Source organism: Providencia sp. PROV236, assembly GCF_033676985.1.
GTDB lineage: Bacteria > Pseudomonadota > Gammaproteobacteria > Enterobacterales > Enterobacteriaceae > Providencia > Providencia manganoxydans.
Genome location: NZ_CP096297.1, coordinates 1,778,403 through 1,795,791, shown reverse-complemented (window position 1 = coordinate 1,795,791; position 17,389 = coordinate 1,778,403). Strand labels below are relative to the sequence as shown.

General features: G+C 36.6%; 16 protein-coding genes, 2 tRNA genes and 2 pseudogenes. 8 read left to right on the top strand and 12 right to left on the bottom strand.

What is annotated here, in order from left to right:
• Positions 1-51: 51 nt before the first annotated feature.
• The 4 genes from M1E96_RS07780 to M1E96_RS07765 all read right to left on the bottom strand — a co-directional run bounded on the left by M1E96_RS07780 (position 52) and on the right by M1E96_RS07765 (position 2,456).
• Positions 52-333 carry a peptidase gene (locus tag M1E96_RS07780; RefSeq protein WP_233445743.1) on the bottom strand — a complete coding sequence of 94 codons (282 nt, stop codon included), beginning with the start codon at positions 331-333 and terminating at the stop codon, positions 52-54.
• Between the two features lie 259 nt (positions 334-592).
• Positions 593-985: a M15 family metallopeptidase gene (locus M1E96_RS07775; RefSeq protein WP_272579967.1), complete on the bottom strand. Its 393-nt coding sequence runs from the start codon at positions 983-985 to the stop codon at positions 593-595.
• A 2-nt stretch (positions 986-987) separates the two neighbouring features.
• Positions 988-1,329 carry a phage holin family protein gene (locus M1E96_RS07770; RefSeq protein WP_272579966.1) on the bottom strand — a complete coding sequence of 114 codons (342 nt, stop codon included), beginning with the start codon at positions 1,327-1,329 and terminating at the stop codon, positions 988-990.
• Positions 1,330-2,021: 692 nt separating this feature from the next.
• Positions 2,022-2,456, bottom strand: coding sequence for an antiterminator Q family protein (locus M1E96_RS07765; RefSeq protein ID WP_349485285.1), 435 nt, complete (start codon positions 2,454-2,456; stop codon positions 2,022-2,024).
• A gap of 187 nt (positions 2,457-2,643) precedes the next feature.
• On the opposite strand from M1E96_RS07765, the gene M1E96_RS07760 reads away from it, so the two are divergent.
• The 4 genes from M1E96_RS07760 (at position 2,644) to M1E96_RS07745 (ending at position 5,314) form a co-directional block, all read left to right on the top strand.
• Complete coding sequence (locus M1E96_RS07760) at positions 2,644-3,267, top strand: LexA family transcriptional regulator (protein ID WP_070929264.1); 624 nt, start codon at positions 2,644-2,646, stop codon at positions 3,265-3,267.
• A 192-nt stretch (positions 3,268-3,459) separates the two neighbouring features.
• A complete protein-coding gene (locus tag M1E96_RS07755; protein ID WP_272579957.1) occupies positions 3,460-4,137 on the top strand; it encodes a hypothetical protein in 678 nt (225 codons plus the stop codon).
• Between the two features lie 158 nt (positions 4,138-4,295).
• Positions 4,296-4,520: an ANR family transcriptional regulator gene (locus M1E96_RS07750; RefSeq protein ID WP_070929263.1), complete on the top strand. Its 225-nt coding sequence runs from the start codon at positions 4,296-4,298 to the stop codon at positions 4,518-4,520.
• Positions 4,521-4,732: 212 nt separating this feature from the next.
• The gene (locus tag M1E96_RS07745; protein WP_272579956.1) at positions 4,733-5,314 is read left to right on the top strand and encodes a cytochrome b/b6 domain-containing protein; all 582 of its coding nucleotides are present in this window, start codon (positions 4,733-4,735) and stop codon (positions 5,312-5,314) included.
• Positions 5,315-5,358: 44 nt separating this feature from the next.
• On the opposite strand, the gene M1E96_RS07740 is transcribed toward M1E96_RS07745, so the two are convergent.
• Positions 5,359-5,574: a YccJ family protein gene (locus M1E96_RS07740; RefSeq protein ID WP_070929261.1), complete on the bottom strand. Its 216-nt coding sequence runs from the start codon at positions 5,572-5,574 to the stop codon at positions 5,359-5,361.
• A gap of 510 nt (positions 5,575-6,084) precedes the next feature.
• Between M1E96_RS07740 and M1E96_RS07735 the strand changes: the two genes are divergently transcribed.
• Entirely contained in the window at positions 6,085-6,306 is a 222-nt protein-coding gene (locus M1E96_RS07735; protein WP_272579955.1) for a hypothetical protein, read from the top strand.
• A 23-nt stretch (positions 6,307-6,329) separates the two neighbouring features.
• Here the strand turns inward: M1E96_RS07735 and M1E96_RS07730 are convergent.
• The 3 genes and pseudogenes from M1E96_RS07730 to M1E96_RS07720 form a co-directional block, all read right to left on the bottom strand.
• Positions 6,330-6,512: pseudogene (locus M1E96_RS07730) on the bottom strand (putative quinol monooxygenase); the annotation flags it as partial.
• Positions 6,513-6,638: 126 nt separating this feature from the next.
• A complete protein-coding gene (gene umoC, locus M1E96_RS07725) occupies positions 6,639-7,043 on the bottom strand; it encodes a lysozyme inhibitor LprI family protein (RefSeq protein WP_272579954.1) in 405 nt (134 codons plus the stop codon).
• A gap of 149 nt (positions 7,044-7,192) precedes the next feature.
• The gene (locus tag M1E96_RS07720; RefSeq protein ID WP_272579965.1) at positions 7,193-7,354 is read right to left on the bottom strand and encodes a hypothetical protein; all 162 of its coding nucleotides are present in this window, start codon (positions 7,352-7,354) and stop codon (positions 7,193-7,195) included.
• Between M1E96_RS07720 and M1E96_RS07715 the strand changes: the two are divergent.
• Positions 7,331-7,576, top strand: a pseudogene (locus M1E96_RS07715) (tyrosine-type recombinase/integrase); the annotation flags it as partial. The gene M1E96_RS07720 and the pseudogene M1E96_RS07715 sit on opposite strands and share 24 nt — an antisense overlap.
• Positions 7,577-7,625: 49 nt before the next feature.
• On the opposite strand, the gene M1E96_RS07710 reads toward M1E96_RS07715, so the two are convergent.
• Together M1E96_RS07710 and M1E96_RS07705 are read right to left on the bottom strand one after the other, a co-directional pair.
• Positions 7,626-7,701, bottom strand: a tRNA-Thr gene (locus M1E96_RS07710).
• 5 nt (positions 7,702-7,706) lie between these two features.
• Positions 7,707-7,794 (bottom strand) — tRNA-Ser (locus M1E96_RS07705).
• A 215-nt stretch (positions 7,795-8,009) separates the two neighbouring features.
• On the opposite strand from M1E96_RS07705, the gene rcsD reads away from it, so the two are divergent.
• Both rcsD and rcsB read left to right on the top strand, forming a co-directional pair.
• Entirely contained in the window at positions 8,010-10,721 is a 2,712-nt protein-coding gene (rcsD, locus tag M1E96_RS07700) for a phosphotransferase RcsD (protein WP_319066609.1), read from the top strand.
• 1 nt (position 10,722) lies between these two features.
• Positions 10,723-11,373 (top strand): response regulator transcription factor RcsB, encoded by a 651-nt coding sequence (gene rcsB, locus M1E96_RS07695; RefSeq protein ID WP_070929256.1) that lies wholly within the window; start codon positions 10,723-10,725, stop codon positions 11,371-11,373.
• A gap of 69 nt (positions 11,374-11,442) precedes the next feature.
• On the opposite strand, the gene rcsC is transcribed toward rcsB, so the two are convergent.
• Together rcsC and gyrA are read right to left on the bottom strand one after the other, a co-directional pair.
• Positions 11,443-14,277 (bottom strand): two-component system sensor histidine kinase RcsC, encoded by a 2,835-nt coding sequence (gene rcsC, locus M1E96_RS07690; RefSeq protein ID WP_272579951.1) that lies wholly within the window; start codon positions 14,275-14,277, stop codon positions 11,443-11,445.
• A 286-nt stretch (positions 14,278-14,563) separates the two neighbouring features.
• A complete protein-coding gene (gene gyrA / locus M1E96_RS07685; protein ID WP_369427452.1) occupies positions 14,564-17,167 on the bottom strand; it encodes a DNA topoisomerase (ATP-hydrolyzing) subunit A in 2,604 nt (867 codons plus the stop codon).
• Positions 17,168-17,389 lie beyond the last annotated feature (222 nt).

Genomic DNA, 17,389 nt, shown 5'->3' with positions numbered 1-17,389 from the left:
AATCGCCTATCTCATCATGTGAATAGATAGCCTTTTAACTAATCCCTCAATTTACTTTTTATTTGGGAGTTGGATATTACTTAATGTTTGTCGCTGTTGTTCAATTAACTTGAGCGCTTTTTTATCTAAATTACATAACTCGATAACAGTTAATAATGTCTGATTAAGTAATAATGACTCTCCCCAAGTGAGTTCACTTGGAATAATAGGCGGTAAGCAATCATTGAATAAATAATCAGGGATACTGACTTGAGGTATTTGAATATATTCTTTGTGAGTGTTGGCGCAGCCGGTTAGCAGCATCACTAGGCACAAGCTGAGTAGCACACTCATTATGGAAAAACGTTTCTTTAATAATTTGTTTATTCCTTTCAGAATAAATAATCGCGGCCTCTTTTTGTAAAAGATTGTGGTTTGCAATGTCATTAATCTTTGATGAAAGTTTTAAATTAATATCAAATATAAACTGCTGAACTAATAACTGATGATTTAATAAAGTATATTTTTGCGTTAGTTTTTCATAATCATTAATTACCCACCATAACCAAAAACTCAATATAAGACTACTTGTCATAAATAGTTTTTTCATAAATCATGCAGGATAAGCTTGGTGTGATAATTGAAAATGAGGTCCATCTTTAAAATTAACCCAATCACCACCCCATTCGATATCCACTTTTAATTCTTCAGCCGCTTTTTTCATAGCCACAGCAACTTGTGCAAATTTAGACCAATCATCCCACGGTATTTCGCGGTTAATAATAGGAGCGCAATCAATAGCATGTCCTGTTAAATGACGACTGTTCATGGTTTTACTTTTTCCACTGGCAAACAACTGCCTTTGGCGAGCTTCATTACGTTTACCTTCAATAACCATAAAATCAACATTAGATAATTCTAAAGCACGACGCACAACTTTAACTAAATCAGGATGTACGCCGCGTAGATTTTCTTCACTACGTCGACTCAATAAAAATTTACTCATAATTAAACTCCAAATCGTTTTTTTATAAATTGTATAATGAGTTCAATAAGACTATAGAGTTTCTTCGTTCCTAAAAAACCCACAACAACCCCACAAAATTCAGCTAACAAATCCCAAGCCTCTGTATTGCCACTCTGCGCTAACCACCATTCAAGAAAACGGATAGTCCCAACACTGAGTAGACCACACATTAGTGCTTCACCTAAAGACTGCTTCCATAACATACCTTGTTGGCGTTCTCGGATATAAGCTACTAACGCAGCAAAAGTAAAACCACCAATAAAAGGTAAATAGGATTGTAGCCATCGAAAAACAGATCCCCACCATTCATATTTATCAGGCATACATACATTCACTTTAAAATATTATTTTGCATATAAGTTTGACTAATCTAACTCTTTGATAAATTTAATCTAGATTTTCAGTGATTGTTAGCAAGACAATAATCTCCTGATAAACCATCAATTTTTATCAATGACTTTCATTTAGTCGATATTAAATAAGATATACATAACATATTTAAATGTTATTCATAAATTTCAGTTTTAGCAGATTAGCGGCATTTTTGCGCGCGCACCAATCTCTTTTTTAGATAATAGAAACTGGACTCAATTAGCAGTTACCTTTCTATTAATGAAAAATACACTTCCAATACTAAAAAAGCCCCTTTTAAAGGAGCCTTATATTGGTTAATCAATTTCAATGTTAGCAGATTAACGCCATTTTTGCGCGCGCACCAACCTCTTTTTTAGATAATAAAAACTAGACTCAATTAGCGGTTACCTTTCTATTAGTAAAACGCGCGCTTGCAATACGAAAAAAGCCCCTTATCAAGGAGCTTTATATTTATCATATTAATTTCAGTTTTAGCAGATTAACGCCATTTTTGCGCGCGCACCAATCTCTTTTTTAGATAATAAAAATGGGGCTCAATCAGCGGTTAGCTTTCTATTAGTGAAAAGCACGCTTCCAATACGAAAAAAGCCCCTTATCAAAGGAGCTTTATATTTATCATGTTAATTTCAGTTTTAGCAGATTAAAGCCATTTTTGCGCGCGCACTAGTTTGTCTGATTGTGATAATGGTTGTTTGCAGATAACATCAATATCTAGTTGAATATTTAATGTTTCTAGGCACCCTAAAATAAAACTTTCTGCGATTTGGATCCTTTCGCGGATTTCGCCTTCACGAATTTTATATTTACGTCCAATTGCTCTCTTTGAATGCCCTTTAACATAAAACTCTTCAATATAGCTACGCTCCCTTTCCATACCGACCAAACCTAATTTAGAGACGCATAAATCAATGACCAAACCATCTTCATCACTACACATTGGTCTATTGTTTTTTGTATATGACACTAAATCACGAAAGCCCGCCGCAACAGATGACCAGCCTATCGAAGCATAATGTTCCCCACACGACCAACCTCCCCAGTAGGATAAAATTTGCTGTATATTTCTATTCATCATTTAAAGGGCCTCTCTGCATCACTCATCTTTAACAACCCGCTACTTGCCAATTTAAGGTCATTTTTCGAACAAATCGTTTTAACAATATTGATTGTATTTAACTACCATGATATTTGTTTGTCAAATACAATAAAAATTGTATTATGAGTAGTAAGAGAATTTTCATTATTTTAACGAGGGTTACCCTATGTCTTTGGCTAGTAGGATCCGGCAACGCCGGCAAGAATTAAACCTAACACAAACAGAACTCGCTGAACGCGCGGGTATTAGCCAGCAATCAGTTGAGTCGATTGAAAATGGTCGAACAAAGAAACCTAGAAACATCATCGAAATCGCAAAGGCACTTCAATCTCATCCGGAGTGGTTACTAAACGGTAAAAGCATCATGCCTATGTCCGAAGTCAACTCCCGTCGTGTCCCACTTCTTAGCTACGTACAAGCTGGGCTATTCAAGGATGCAAATCCAATAACGGACTACGAAGGAAATTTTGAATATATATTAGTTGATGATGACATCAGTGCGAACGCATTTGCTTTACGGGTTGAAGGCGACAGCATGACACCTGAGTTTAAAGAAGGCGATATTGTGGTCATTGATACTGAGATATGGCCTAATCCAGGCGAATTTGTTTTTGCTAAAAACGGTGGCAACCAAGGTACATTCAAGAAGTATCGTCCAACAGGCATTGGCACAGGCGAGTTTGAGCTTGTTCCACTAAACCCTGATTATCCAACACTCAATAGCCACGACTATCAAATATCACTGATTGGCGTTATGGTTGAACATCGAATTTATCGCCGTAAAAGATAACGCTCTTCTCATTACTTCTTGTTTCCTTGCGGGTAATAGGTAAGGAAACAAGGTGCTCCTGCTCAGTTTCCTTTCCTAAAACAATTAGATAAGTATAAAATAAAACAATTACTACATTTATAGTTTACATTTACTATTTTTATAGTATTATCACCTCCATAGATACAATTTATATAGTAATAGGAGATTGTCATGGAGCTCAAACAAGCTATCAAAGAAAATACGCTTGCATTACGTCAGCTGATCACACTTTTACAGTCCCAACACTCCGCACCTGCTCATAACCTCGAATCAATGATTGATTTTAATATGCAGAAAAAACAATCTGTTATAGAAAACCAAGTCAACATATCAGCAAATATCGATATAGATTCATTAGATCTTAAACAAATTGTTGCACTGGCAGTATTATTTAAAGGTGATTTTGAGCAAATTAGCCAGCAACATATGGAAAAAATAATAGCCGCTATTCAAGGAGACAATATTGAGCAACTCCCCCAAATAAATGCATTGTATATGACATTAGCCAATTTAGAGCCTGTTACTCTATTACCGAATATGGCAGTGCATAATTTATGTATCGAAGTACTCGCAAATTGGACAAATTTAAATGGCATTGCCGAACGTTGTGAATATGCCCTTTCACTTATCGAATCGAAAAAAATCACAGCGAATCAACCTAAAAAAACAGATCCTCAAATATTATTTTCACAAGCAGAACAATTAATATTACAACTTGCTAAAAATGGCTTGCGTAATGAAGCCGTTGGAATTTTAAATCAATTTAATGCTAAAAAATTAGGGCAAGTTTCGGTAGAGAATTTACCTGAAGTTATCTCTATTGCGAAAACATTACTAAATAACCAATAAACTCTTTTTTAAATCGAACTATACATAATTCGAGGTACTGCTAAGTAGCAAGCGAACAAATCGCTAAGCACATGTAGGCGTTAATATTTCGCATCATCATACCTTAACGCCACAATTTAAAATAGGTGAGTATCTCTATCTGTAATATTGGAGACTATATGTTAACTCAAAACAATGACGGCCCACTTTACTATCGTGCTGCTCGAGATGCTATTCGTTTAGAACGTTCAGGTAAATACTTTGAAGCTTCAAAGGCATGGTCACAAGCTAATCGACTCTCACGCGTTTATCGTAATCAAATATGGTGTGAGCACCGAGCCAACTTTTGCTACATGCAAATTCAAAGAGAAAAATATAAACTTATGGATGAAGAATATATTTAAATTATAATTTACATAACAAACATTCTATTCATGATTTTTTGATTTAACTCGCTATTATAAATTATAGCGAGTTAGTTATAATGGCAAATGATTATAGCTATCATTCTTAATTAACTTATTTATTCTTATTTTTATCATCATAATAAATTCATTGATTGTTTGTATGAAAAAGATTACAAAGATAAAAATTTTTTTGTTAATCGAGAGTCATTATGTGTCCACTAAAATCAGTTTGGAAATTCTTTGGCTTGTATCAAACACACACAGTCAGAATATTGCATATGTTCATCCTTTTGTTAGTGATAACACAAATCATTATTAGTAATTGGATGGATGTTTCAAATACAGGTTATATCCCAACGAGTGGCTACATATTTTATTTTACTTGGCTACATATTATCGTGGGAATTAGTTTACTTTTTTTTACTGCATTTTTAATTACCATCTGTTTCTCTAACCGTGGATTACGTTACTATTTCCCTTATTTATGGGGAGAGTTTTCCCAGATAAATGATGACATTAAAATGCTTATCAAGTTTAAATTACCCGATAGCTCACCAAAAGGGCTAGCAACCTCCATACAAGGATTAGGTTTAGGTGCTTTAGCCTTAGTTGTATTATCCGGGATCACCTGGTTTATTCTATGGCTACAAGACTCAACATTTGCCAATGAAGCCAAAAATATTCATAAAACGCTAACAGGCTTAATCGAAGCTTACATTATTGGTCACGGGGCAATGGGATTACTACATTTTATTTTATGGTATAGAAACTCAAAAACAACCAATCAATAATTAAAAATGCCCTACATACTTGTATGTGGGGCAAACAGTATCATTCAAACATTTTGCCGTTCGATCGTTTCTTCTCCCCAAAACAATCTATCTGCCTTTGTTTTTGAAAAAGCTAATGGCAAAACTTCATCAGATCCTTCTTCCCATATCTGTTCCGCCAAAACTTCATCATTATTTGCCAGTTCAAAGATAGCCTGAGCAATTTCAATTGAGGTTTCTCTAACTTTCGCCCATTCTGCAATATTATGAGGATCTTTCATTTTTAGCTCCTTAGTTCAGTTTTAACTTCAACATAAATGGAGTCTTCTAAATAATCAATAGTTATGTGATCTATCTTTAACACTTACATAAATATTAAACCATATTCTAGCAAGCAAGCTTTTGCATAAGCTTCAGAACATAAAGAGTGTATATCAAATTAGGACTGTATATTCACTATTGCCCATTCTTTATAGAGACTATTATATGCCGGTTATCTCTATTCAATAGCATAACTAACCATAAAGCAGGATACTCTTTGGCAACACTTGTAATATCAGTACAAACACACATATCTGCATTTGGAGTGATAAAAGCCACATTATTATTCTCTTGTTCCACTAACAGCCTTTTCAAGTGGCTAGGAATATTTTTTTATTATGGAATACTTACTGTTTTAAATTTGATAAGGAAATTAATCAAATACAGAGATAAAAGTGCATCTCATTAACTGATGACTATTAAAATTTCACTTAATCTTGTATCATTACCCTTCTAAAAAAGGGAATTGTATGTTCGAATTTCTAGAATCATTTTTTTCTGCTATTGCAGATATATTATCCATCTTTAAATGGCGTACCATGCTCATGATTGTTGCAGGTATTATTGTCTTATTTAGTGGATTCAACAAATTTTGCATTCTTGGATTTTTCTTAGTTGCGCTTATTTTGTATTCACCTGAAGTGTGGCGATTTATCAGTAAGAAACAGAAACTAAAAAAACCATTCAGTTAACCCCACTGTTATGGATACGGCTGTCAACTAACAGTAGTATCCATCAATATAAACTTTGGTTCAGACTTTTTGTGTTGATTGATCATAGGTACCAGTCGCTGAAAATAATCCAAAGCGTAGTGTTTATCCAATGCGGGTCTATCTGGCCACTCTTCAATAAAGATAAAATGCCCAGGGTCTTTCTCATCAATATACAAATCATATGATTTAGATTTAAGCCGCTTTTATGATGACGTTTGATTGTTTTACTTCACATTATGATCCCAGATATCAGTTATTCCATTATTTAGAATATGTAAACGCACCAAAACTCCGGAAGGTTGGAATTTAAATTACAATCTTAAGTTTTTGGCTTGCCAGTTGTTAATCTCTATTTTACAAGACAATAATTCATCACCAGAACCAGAGCCCCCCATCATTGCATCTGAACGCCGCTGACACTCTTCTTCTCTGAATTTTTGAAAACTTTTTTTTGAGTCTTCCAAAGATTTCAGTGCCTGTTTAGTTAATACAGAATCAACACTTTCTAACTCAGCTTTATTTTTTACGTATGCTTCATTTAATAATTTTTCTGAATCATTAAGCATACCACTTAAACATGATTGAACAGCTGTTCTTGCTTGCCCTTCGGTTGACTCATAACACTGCTCTATTGGACTTTTTGCATTCGCCATTGAAGCACCGAATAAAAAAGATACTGATAATATACCAGTGGCTACTAAGCTATAATTTTTCATATGTCATCCAGTGATTGCATCGTTACGTTAAACCATATTGAAACATAGGCCTTTTTACTGAACATTAACAAATACAATTTTTTACAGTTGAATATCGTACATTGTTCATTTCGTATTAATTTTTTAGGTTTTTACAGCCTGCTTTGGATTTACCCTTCTGCCACTTTTGATGCTGTATGATTGCGATAGCTTATAAAGAAAGAAGCTGTAACATTGATTAAATCCACGCTTGAAATATTTAGATTAGTTGCTACCTTTTGATTATCCGCCAATAATATCACTAAAAAGGTATTGAAAACTTTTGATTTCATGACTTAAAGCATACTTGAGCGAGTTGGCTTGCTCAGTCCGGAACTTCATTATCTGCACTTCGAGAAATGGGAGGATGGTGTTCAATAGAAATGGTGAGAAGGTATGCTCATTTAGCACCGGATCATCTAACTGAACATGTTATGAAGATCAACGAACTAATGTCACACGATGACACAAATATGGCACAACCACTACTTAGAGCATTGTCATTATGCACATAAATAAAAAGAAAAAACCCGCTACATCTATGAAATGTAGCGGGTTCTTATTTGGTGCCGGCTACCGGAGTCGAACTGGTGACCTACTGATTACAAGTCAGTTGCTCTACCAACTGAGCTAAGCCGGCGAATATGGCGGAGAGATAGAGATTCGAACTCTAGGATGGTTTCCCATCGGCGGTTTTCAAGACCGCTGCCTTCGACCGCTCGGCCATCTCTCCATGGGGCGCGATTATGGAGGAATCAGCTCAGCTTGTCTACCCCTGAAAGTAAAAAAATTGATTTTTTTGTTCCGTTTGGCTAATCTTCATTCAATTGTTCTCTATTACATAGCAAAAGTGTTAATATCTGTGCAAAATAGGTGCATTAAACCTTTATAGGCGTATGATTTTTAATCAATTAATATCTTTTTGCCGACAGGAACGTCCACCAGAATATGTACAGACAATCATTAATAAAAACAACACGGCTTACACGTCTATTCTATCTCTTTATCCTCTTACTGGTGGTGATGCTCTCACTATCGCTATTTAACTCCTATAATTCATGGTTACTTAGCCGACAAGCCGCTTTAAACACCATGGCGAAGCAGTTAGCTTATCAATTAGAAGATTATCGCTATCAAGCCAATTTGATTTATAAGCTAGTTAATGAAAAATCAAGTGAATCCCCCCCTTCCTATGCAGCAAACTCGCCATCCCATACCACCAAGATCCGTCATGACGTATTTTGGTTAAGTAGTGCGAATCAAACTATTGATGCTATTTTGTTTGGCAGCGATAAGCCCAAAAATACTCAACTTGCCAGTAAACTTGCTGATTATATGGAGATTGTTTGGGGGGCTCGAAATGAATATAACTCAATGTATTTTCTTAACGGCTCAGATAACACATTAGTTTTAGTCACTACACATTCAATTTTAAAACCAGAGTTACGCTATAAAGAAAGCTATTTGACATTAACTGCGGAAGAAAAACGCACTGATATGTTAACGCAGTCAACTTTACTGGATAGAAGAGAGATTGTTTCTAATCTACAAAAGTTAACACCAGATAATATTTATTATTACACGTATCGCTTGATGTTCAATTCACCGGGTCAGCTCACTAGCGTGATCTCTTTTGACATTTCAATAAATTCAATCTTACCTTTTAACTTAAAAGGTGATTATTTATCTATCTCACCACGTAATATTGATACCAGCAAAAGCGAAGATGTTGAAACACGTGGCACGAGCCTCGTCTTTTCTCATCAAATCGAAGGCAGTAATTATCAAATTTATTATAAAGTTCCCCTAAAAGATTTAGTCGTTGGTGTGATTGGCTATAATCTCTGGCTATTAGTCTGCATGTTAGTGATTATAGTATTGGTGCTTTCTACCAGTATTTTCATCCGTAAACGCATCATTTCACCCAACTCCGCTATGCTACACGAGCTAAATCTCAAAGATAATCTCAATCACGATATTATTAATAATATTAGTTATGGTATTTTGGTTTATGATTTCGCCAGCAACAAAAAACTCCTAAGTAATAGTGTGGTTAATCCCCTGCTTTCTTCAATGGATCTCAATCATATTAAGGAATTAGCAATCAACAACCATGATATGATCCAAGTTTCGATTGAGAATAATATTTATGAAGTTGTTTTAGTCCATATCACTATGCTGGAAGACACCTATCTCTTTATTATCATTGATAAAGATAAGGAGGTGTTAACTCAACGGCGCCAAGAACTTGCTAATCGTGAATATAAAAAGAATATTCAGCTCAGAAAAGTCGTTTTTGAAAATATGCAGTCTGAAATTCAGCCATCACTGAATGAGCTAAATAAAGCTGTTGAAGGGCTACTTCATGCATCTGAAACGACTAAGCAAGAATTTATTGAGACTATTCTGCTGCAAACAGGCTATATTAATCGTTGGTTTAATAACATTAATTTATTAAATTCAATTGAATCTTCAACGGGTAAATTACAGTTAGATAAAGTTTCAGTCTCTTTGCTAGTGAGCCAATTTTTAAAAAAAAGCCTTGGGAAGTTAAAACATAAAGGGCTGTCTCTTTACTTTCATAATAATATTAATCCTGACTCATTATTCAGTTTAGATACAAGCTGTCTTGAACATTTATTACAGCTAGTTCTGGATTACTCAATTGATACCACAGCATTTGGCAAAGTATCTGTCACCCTTAATTATCAAGAAGATATAAAAAGTATTGTGATTGATATCAAAGATAGTGGGAATGGTTTAACTAACCAAGAATTGAGTAACTTGCAGCACCCATTCTCTGGTCAAGTATTAAACTCCTCTCAATTTGCACGTTCAGGGGTGACTTTTTACTTGTGTAGGGCAATCAGTAAAAAGATGGGCGGTAATTTTACAATTAATAGTAGTTCTGCTATTGGTTCTCATTACCAAATCACCCTACCCATAAAAACGGCATTAATAGAGAAAAACTATCCGACCTTACTGGAAGATGTTCATATACGTCTAGATATTCACAATCTTGATGCATCCCGCATTGTTAGAAATATCCTAACTAATTATGGTGCCATTTTTCTAGAATTGCATGAAAGTTCGCCTCATACTGATTGGGATTTATTGATAACAGATAATGATGACAGTACATTTAAGAACCTAATAAAAATTTCAGGAACGGCTTCAGGTGTCAACTCAGTCACATCGCGCAACCTTGAAGTAAACTATAACTTTGCAGATGAGCTGATTGATGCTATATCTTTGCTAATTGAATACTCAGAATCTGGAAGCAATAGTTTAGATCACTCTGGTAGCATATCATTTTCCGATTACGATCATGCACCAGCTTCTGATAATTCAATAGAAAACATACTACACACTTATCAAAATATTTTATCAAATAGCGATTATAAGGATTTGTTCATCACGACAGTACCGATAGATATTAATAAACTGTATAATAGCGAAAGTGTTGAGGATTTAACCGAATTGAAAAACACAGCACATCGTTTAAAAGGAGTTTTTGCTATGCTGGATTTTAGGTTCCTTCATAAACTTTGTGAAGATTTGGAACTATACATAGCAGAAGAAAACAGCTTGAAAATAAGTAATTGCATTAGAGAACTGGATATCTCAGTGAGAAGACTAATGCCAGAAGGTAACCAATAATATGAATAACCTAAATGTCATTGTTGCCGATGATCATCCTATTGTTCTTTTCGGTATCAGAAAATCACTCGAACAGATTGAATGGGTCAATATCGTTGGTGAATTTGAAGACTCTACATCTTTAATTAATAACTTAGCACGTTTAAACGCTGACGTTTTAGTCACTGATTTATCAATGCCAGGCGATAAGTACGGTGATGGTATTACGTTGATTAAATATATTAAGCGTCACTACCCTGATCTTTCTGTCATTGTTCTAACAATGAACAATAACCCTGCGATTTTAAGTGCTATTCTTGAATTGGATATTGAAGGGATCGTACTAAAGCAAGGTGCACCTGCTGACTTACCTAAAGCATTAGCCGCATTACAAAAGGGTAAAAAATTCACCCCAGAGAGTGTGAGTAAACTGCTAGAAAAAGTGAATGCAAGTGGCTATGGAGACAAACGTTTATCACCTAAAGAAAGTGAAGTATTACGTTTGTTTGCAGAAGGCTTCTTGGTAACAGAAATCGCTAAAAAGTTAAATCGCAGTATCAAAACAATCAGTAGTCAAAAGAAATCAGCCATGTTGAAGCTCGGTGTCGATAATGATATCGCCTTGCTCAACTACCTGTCTTCTGTCAGCATCGATAATTCATCTTCCGATTAATGGATTGATGTATTATGAATAGTGGCGAAAAACCCGGTTGCACGGGTTTTTCTCTTTCTAAGCTTAACATTAGTTAGAAATACATCTCAGTAAAGTCTCTTTTAACACCGTAATCTTTGTTGGCTTAGATAAGCACTCATCCATACCCGCATCAATACAACGCTGTTTTTCTTCTGCCATCGCATTCGCCGTCAAAGCAATAATGGGTATTGTATGCCCAGACTTTCGTAGCGCTTTAGCTAACTCATAACCATCCATATTTGGCATGTTCACGTCTGTCAATACGATATCAACAGAATGATTTTCTATGTATTTCAGTGCATCAAGGCCATCTACCGCAGTACAAGTGTTAAAACCAATATTGGAAATTTGGTCACTCAATAAAACTCGATTAATTGGATGATCGTCCACTATCAATACTTGATAAGAGCATAGCGAAACATCGATTTCATGTGAGTTTACTTTATTGGTTTCTTCTTTCTGTACATTCCCTAATGCCACTTTTGAAATAATCTTATCGATAACAAAAGGTAATTTTTCATTTTGATAAGTATTGTACAACCACTTATTTATTGAAATCTCGCGCAAATCACCAACATATAGGTTGCATAACTGGATCTCATTTTTACCTTTGACCCCATGCGACTCTTGGTTATCGGTGATCACTAAATCATAACCGGCTGTTTTATCAATTTCATCGTCAATAAATACCATGAAATGGCTATGTTTGAGCAATCTAGCTAAAAAATTGGCTAAAAAGCTGTTTTGACAGACAATCGCTATACGGTAACTCAGACGATATTCAGGAATATTGTGCTCAACATATTTTTGTCCATAAAGGGGAATTCGGACGATAAATGAACTTCCTAAGCCTGTTTGTGAATTAACTTCGATATCGCCATCCATTAAATTAATCAGTTTTTCACAAATCGCTAGCCCTAAACCTGTTCCTTTATGCCCTACATTGTTTTGGTCATAAACTTGAAAGAATGGATCAAATAATTGCAAAACAACTGCATGGGACATGCCTATCCCTGAATCTTTGACTTCAATTTTTAAGTAATTTTGATCACGCCATACATAAAATACGACAAATCCTGAGTCTGTGAATTTAATACTATTATTGATAATATTTGAGATCACCTGCTGTAAGCGTACTGTATCATTAAATAATAAATCAGGTACATCAGGTTCAATGTAGGAATATAGTGCAATACGTTTCTTAGCAATGAGCGGTAAGTAGTTCGCCAAAACAAAAGCAAATACATCGCGGCAGTTGAATAACTTTTTTTCGATCTTCAACTGTTTGGATTCTATTTTTGAAAAATCTAATATATCACTGATTATTTGCAATAACAGCGATGATGAGTTGTCCATTGTCGTGACAAGGCTATTCGCTTTATCAGATAATTCAAGTCGTTGTAATAATTCGATATTACCAATAATCCCATACAATGGTGTTCTTAATTCATGGCTCACCGTCGCTAAAAACATAGATTTAGCATGGTTGGCTTGTTCTGCGGCATCAGCGACATCTTGTAGTGATTTTTCCATTTGCACACGTATGCTAATGTCAATCAAAACACAAATTGCGACATCTTCATTTTGATAGCGTGAATTGACAAAGCTAATTTGTAAATGGGTGCTGCTACTCGTCACTACATCAATATAGTTACTTGATTTTTGACGAATGATAGTCAGTATCCGTTGTTTATCATCTTCGCTTAATAAACGAAAATAATCATGAGCCAGTTCATTACTTAAAATATTCCCACCATCACTCAAGCGTAAAATAATGATACCAACAGGTGCTGAAGCGACGATTTTATGGTTAAACTGTTCATGTTCTTCAAGTCGAATAGCCGTGTTTGCTGCTGGAACTAACATTTTCTTTTCAAGCAACCAGATCAAAGAAAAGATCAAACAGCCGGTAAATATATTAATAATCGTGCTATAAAATATGGTAACTTTAAGCTCAGACAATATCTCAATGGTTGGTACAGCATAAATTACCGTCATCAATGATGGCGTTAGACGTTTTTTGAATATCAGCTTTGAGTAATCTGAGTTAAAACCAAAAAAACTTGGTTCTGTTATTGATAGTAAACTTGAGTTTTTAGGATTCGAATCTGAAGGATAATACAAAACAGGCTGGTTATAAGCATTTACCACTACAGCTTCAATTGATTTGTTATACCGCGGATTAAATTGGTTTAAATTGATCGTTCTTTCTAAACCAATAAACCCTAAAAGCTTACCTTCTGAATAGATAGGTTGAATAAGATACAGCTGCCCCGTATCGGTTTGAACGCCATGGACAATCGTATATAAACTACGTTCCTGACCTTGTAACCTTAAGCTTTGATAAGAACGAACATTTTCATAACCAATTTTTTTGAGTACCTCAATATCTGATACCGTTGTACGGATAGGATAATCCATCATACAGTAGCTTTTAGAGCCAATTACATAAATATGATTGAGCCCTTGCGGAGCCGCAATACTGTCTTTCCAAAAATAGATCAGCTGCTCAAATGCCGTTAAATAAGCACTGGTTTGCGTTTTAAAATATTCGCAATTTGCTTCAGATGATAGTGGATACAGTGAGTAAGAACCTGTTGCTGGCAATCTGACGAAGTCTGGTTGGCTTTCTAACTTATCTTCATGCTGCTCAGTCATAAACTGGATTGACCGCAATGTTGTGCCGGTTTGTAAAATAAACGCCTGCATATTTTCAAAGCCTGAATAAAACTGCTGGCGGATATCAGATTTGCTTTCATTAAACTGAGTGTAGAGAAAGAATAAAGTGATAAAAACACCCATTCCCCATAGCATTAAGCCTAGGATGCGGAATAAATCACGGGATAACCTTAATGATGTCCTAAATGATGGTAAATATCTCAATCTTTATCCTAAATAGGGGCTATATCACTGTTATTGAGTATACTCGTCGTGCTCCAAGTTGCAGCGCTTTGCGTTGAGGTATGGTGACGCCGCACATTCACGCCAGTCATCTACTTTTGTAGGCTCCTAGCGACTCATTCACTTGTCGCCTAGCTGCACCTCGAATAATTTAAAGTATACCTGATACAACTTACAAAAAGCGATAACTGTTAAAGAGGCTGATAGTAGATAGCAAAACGGGCGCCAAAATAGCCGCCCGTTAATTGTAAGCTAATAACCTGATAACTTACTCAGATGTGTTAGCATCTACATCGTTGCTAGAGGTTTCATCTCCCCCTTCTTCATCAGAAGTTTCATCATCCTCTGTTTCTGCGACACGTTGTAGACCAACAACTTTCTCGTCTTCTGCCGTTCTAATCAGGGTAACCCCTTGAGTATTACGACCAACGACACTTACCTCAGCCACGCGTGTACGAACCAATGTACCCGCGTCAGTGATCATCATAATTTGGTCAGTTTCATCAACTTGGATAGCACCAACCACATTACCATTACGCTCACTCACCTTAATAGAGATAACACCTTGAGTTGCACGTGATTTTGTTGGGTACTCTTGCTCCGCAGTACGTTTACCATAACCATTTTCAGTGACTGTCAGAATATGGCCTTCACCTCGTGGAATGATCAGTGAAACGACTTTGTCTTCATCGACTAAACGAATACCACGAACCCCGGTTGCTGTACGACCCATAGGGCGAACCGCATCTTCAGCAAAACGTACAACTTTACCTTGAGCAGAGAACAGCATGACTTCGTTTGAACCATTAGTTAAATCAACACCAATGAGTTCATCGCCTTCATTAAGATTAACGGCAATAATACCGGCGCTTCTTGGGCGGCTAAAGTCTTGCAGAGGCGTTTTCTTCACAGTACCGCTAGCGGTTGCCATAAAGACATAATAACCCTCTTCATATTCGCGAACAGGTAAAATAGCGGTGATACGCTCATCCTGCTCAAGAGGCAGCAAGTTGACGATTGGTCGACCTCGAGCACCACGGCTAGCTTCTGGTAATTGATAAACCTTCATCCAATAGAGACGACCACGACTTGAGAAACATAAAATAGTGTCATGGGTGTTCGCCACCAGTAAACGCTCAATGAAATCTTCTTCTTTGATACGGGCAGCGGATTTACCTTTACCACCACGGCGCTGAGCTTCGTAATCAGACAATGGTTGATATTTCACATAGCCTTGGTGAGATAACGTCACAACAACATCTTCTTGGCTAATCAAGTCTTCGATATTGATATCAGCTGTATTCTCTGTGATTTCAGTGCGGCGGGCATCATTATATATATCACGAATCGCTTCTAACTCTTCGCGGATCACTTCCATCAGACGCTCTGGGCTACGTAGAATAAACAGTAACTCTTCAATTTGTTTCAGAAGGTCACGATACTCTTCTAGCAGTTTTTCATGCTCAAGCCCTGTTAGTTTTTGCAAACGCAAATCCAAAATTGCCTGCGCTTGTTGTTCTGTTAGATAGTACTTACCATCATGAACCCCAAACTGTTCTTCAAGCCATTCAGGACGAGCAGCATCATCACCAGCACGCTCTAACATTGCAGCAACATTGCCCAGATCCCAAGGACGTGCAACTAATCCAGCTTTCGCTTCCGCTGGTGTAGGTGCTTGACGGATCAATTCAATAATTGGGTCAATGTTTGCTAGTGCAACCGCTAATGCTTCGAGGATATGCGCACGATCACGTGCTTTGCGTAGTTCGAAAATGGTACGACGAGTGACCACTTCGCGACGGTGACGGACAAAAGCAGCAATAATGTCTTTTAAGTTAAGGATCTTAGGTTGGCCTTGATGTAAAGCAACCATGTTGATACCAAAAGACACTTGTAGCTGAGTCAATGAGTATAGATTGTTAAGTACAACCTCACCCACCGCATCACGCTTAACTTCAATCACAATGCGCATACCATCTTTATCAGACTCGTCACGCAGTGCGCTGATGCCTTCGACACGTTTTTCTTTAACTAGCTCGGCGATTTTTTCAATCAGGCGTGCTTTGTTTACCTGATAAGGGATTTCATTGACAATAATAGTTTCGCGACCATTTTTTTCGTCAACTTCGACTTCGGCACGAGCACGAATATAAACTTTACCGCGACCTGTTCGATAAGCATCGATAATGCCACGACGACCATTAATGATGGCAGCCGTAGGGAAATCAGGCCCAGGAATGTGTTCCATGAGACCTTCGATGCTGATATTTTCATCTTCAATGTAAGCTAGGCAACCGCTGATCACTTCTCCTAAATTATGTGGAGGAATGTTAGTTGCCATACCCACGGCAATACCTGACGATCCGTTAACCAAAAGGTTAGGGATTTTCGTCGGCATCACTTCTGGGATTTGCTCAGTACCATCATAGTTTGGGACGAAATCAACGGTTTCTTTTTCAAGATCCGCCAACATTTCATGGGCAATTTTCGCCATACGGATTTCCGTATAACGCATCGCAGCTGCGGAGTCTCCGTCAACTGAACCAAAGTTCCCCTGACCATCTACCAACATATAACGCATAGAGAAAGGCTGAGCAAGACGAACAATTGTCTCGTAAACAGCGATATCACCATGTGGATGGTATTTACCGATAACGTCCCCGACTATACGGGCAGATTTTTTATAGGGTTTATTCCAATCATTTCCCAATACATTCATCGCAAATAAAACTCTGCGGTGTACTGGCTTCAGTCCATCTCGAACATCTGGAAGTGCGCGACCGACAATAACGGACATCGCATAATCCAAATACGAACTCTTCAGCTCTTCTTCGATATTGACCGGTGTGATTTCTCTGGCAATGTCGCTCATGGAACCACTGTCCCTCATAACTTCGGATTCAAAGGTTTAGAACTATACCACAATTCGCCAATTTAATAAAAAAAATGAGAAGTGAGTATTTGTCTTTCAAGCCATGTATAATAGCCGAAAAATATCCTTATGTGTCCGCAAGCATCGAGTTTATTGCGTAAGAGCAACAAAAAACCGTTTATGGTACCAATAAATGCCTATTTTATACTCTAAATAATTCAA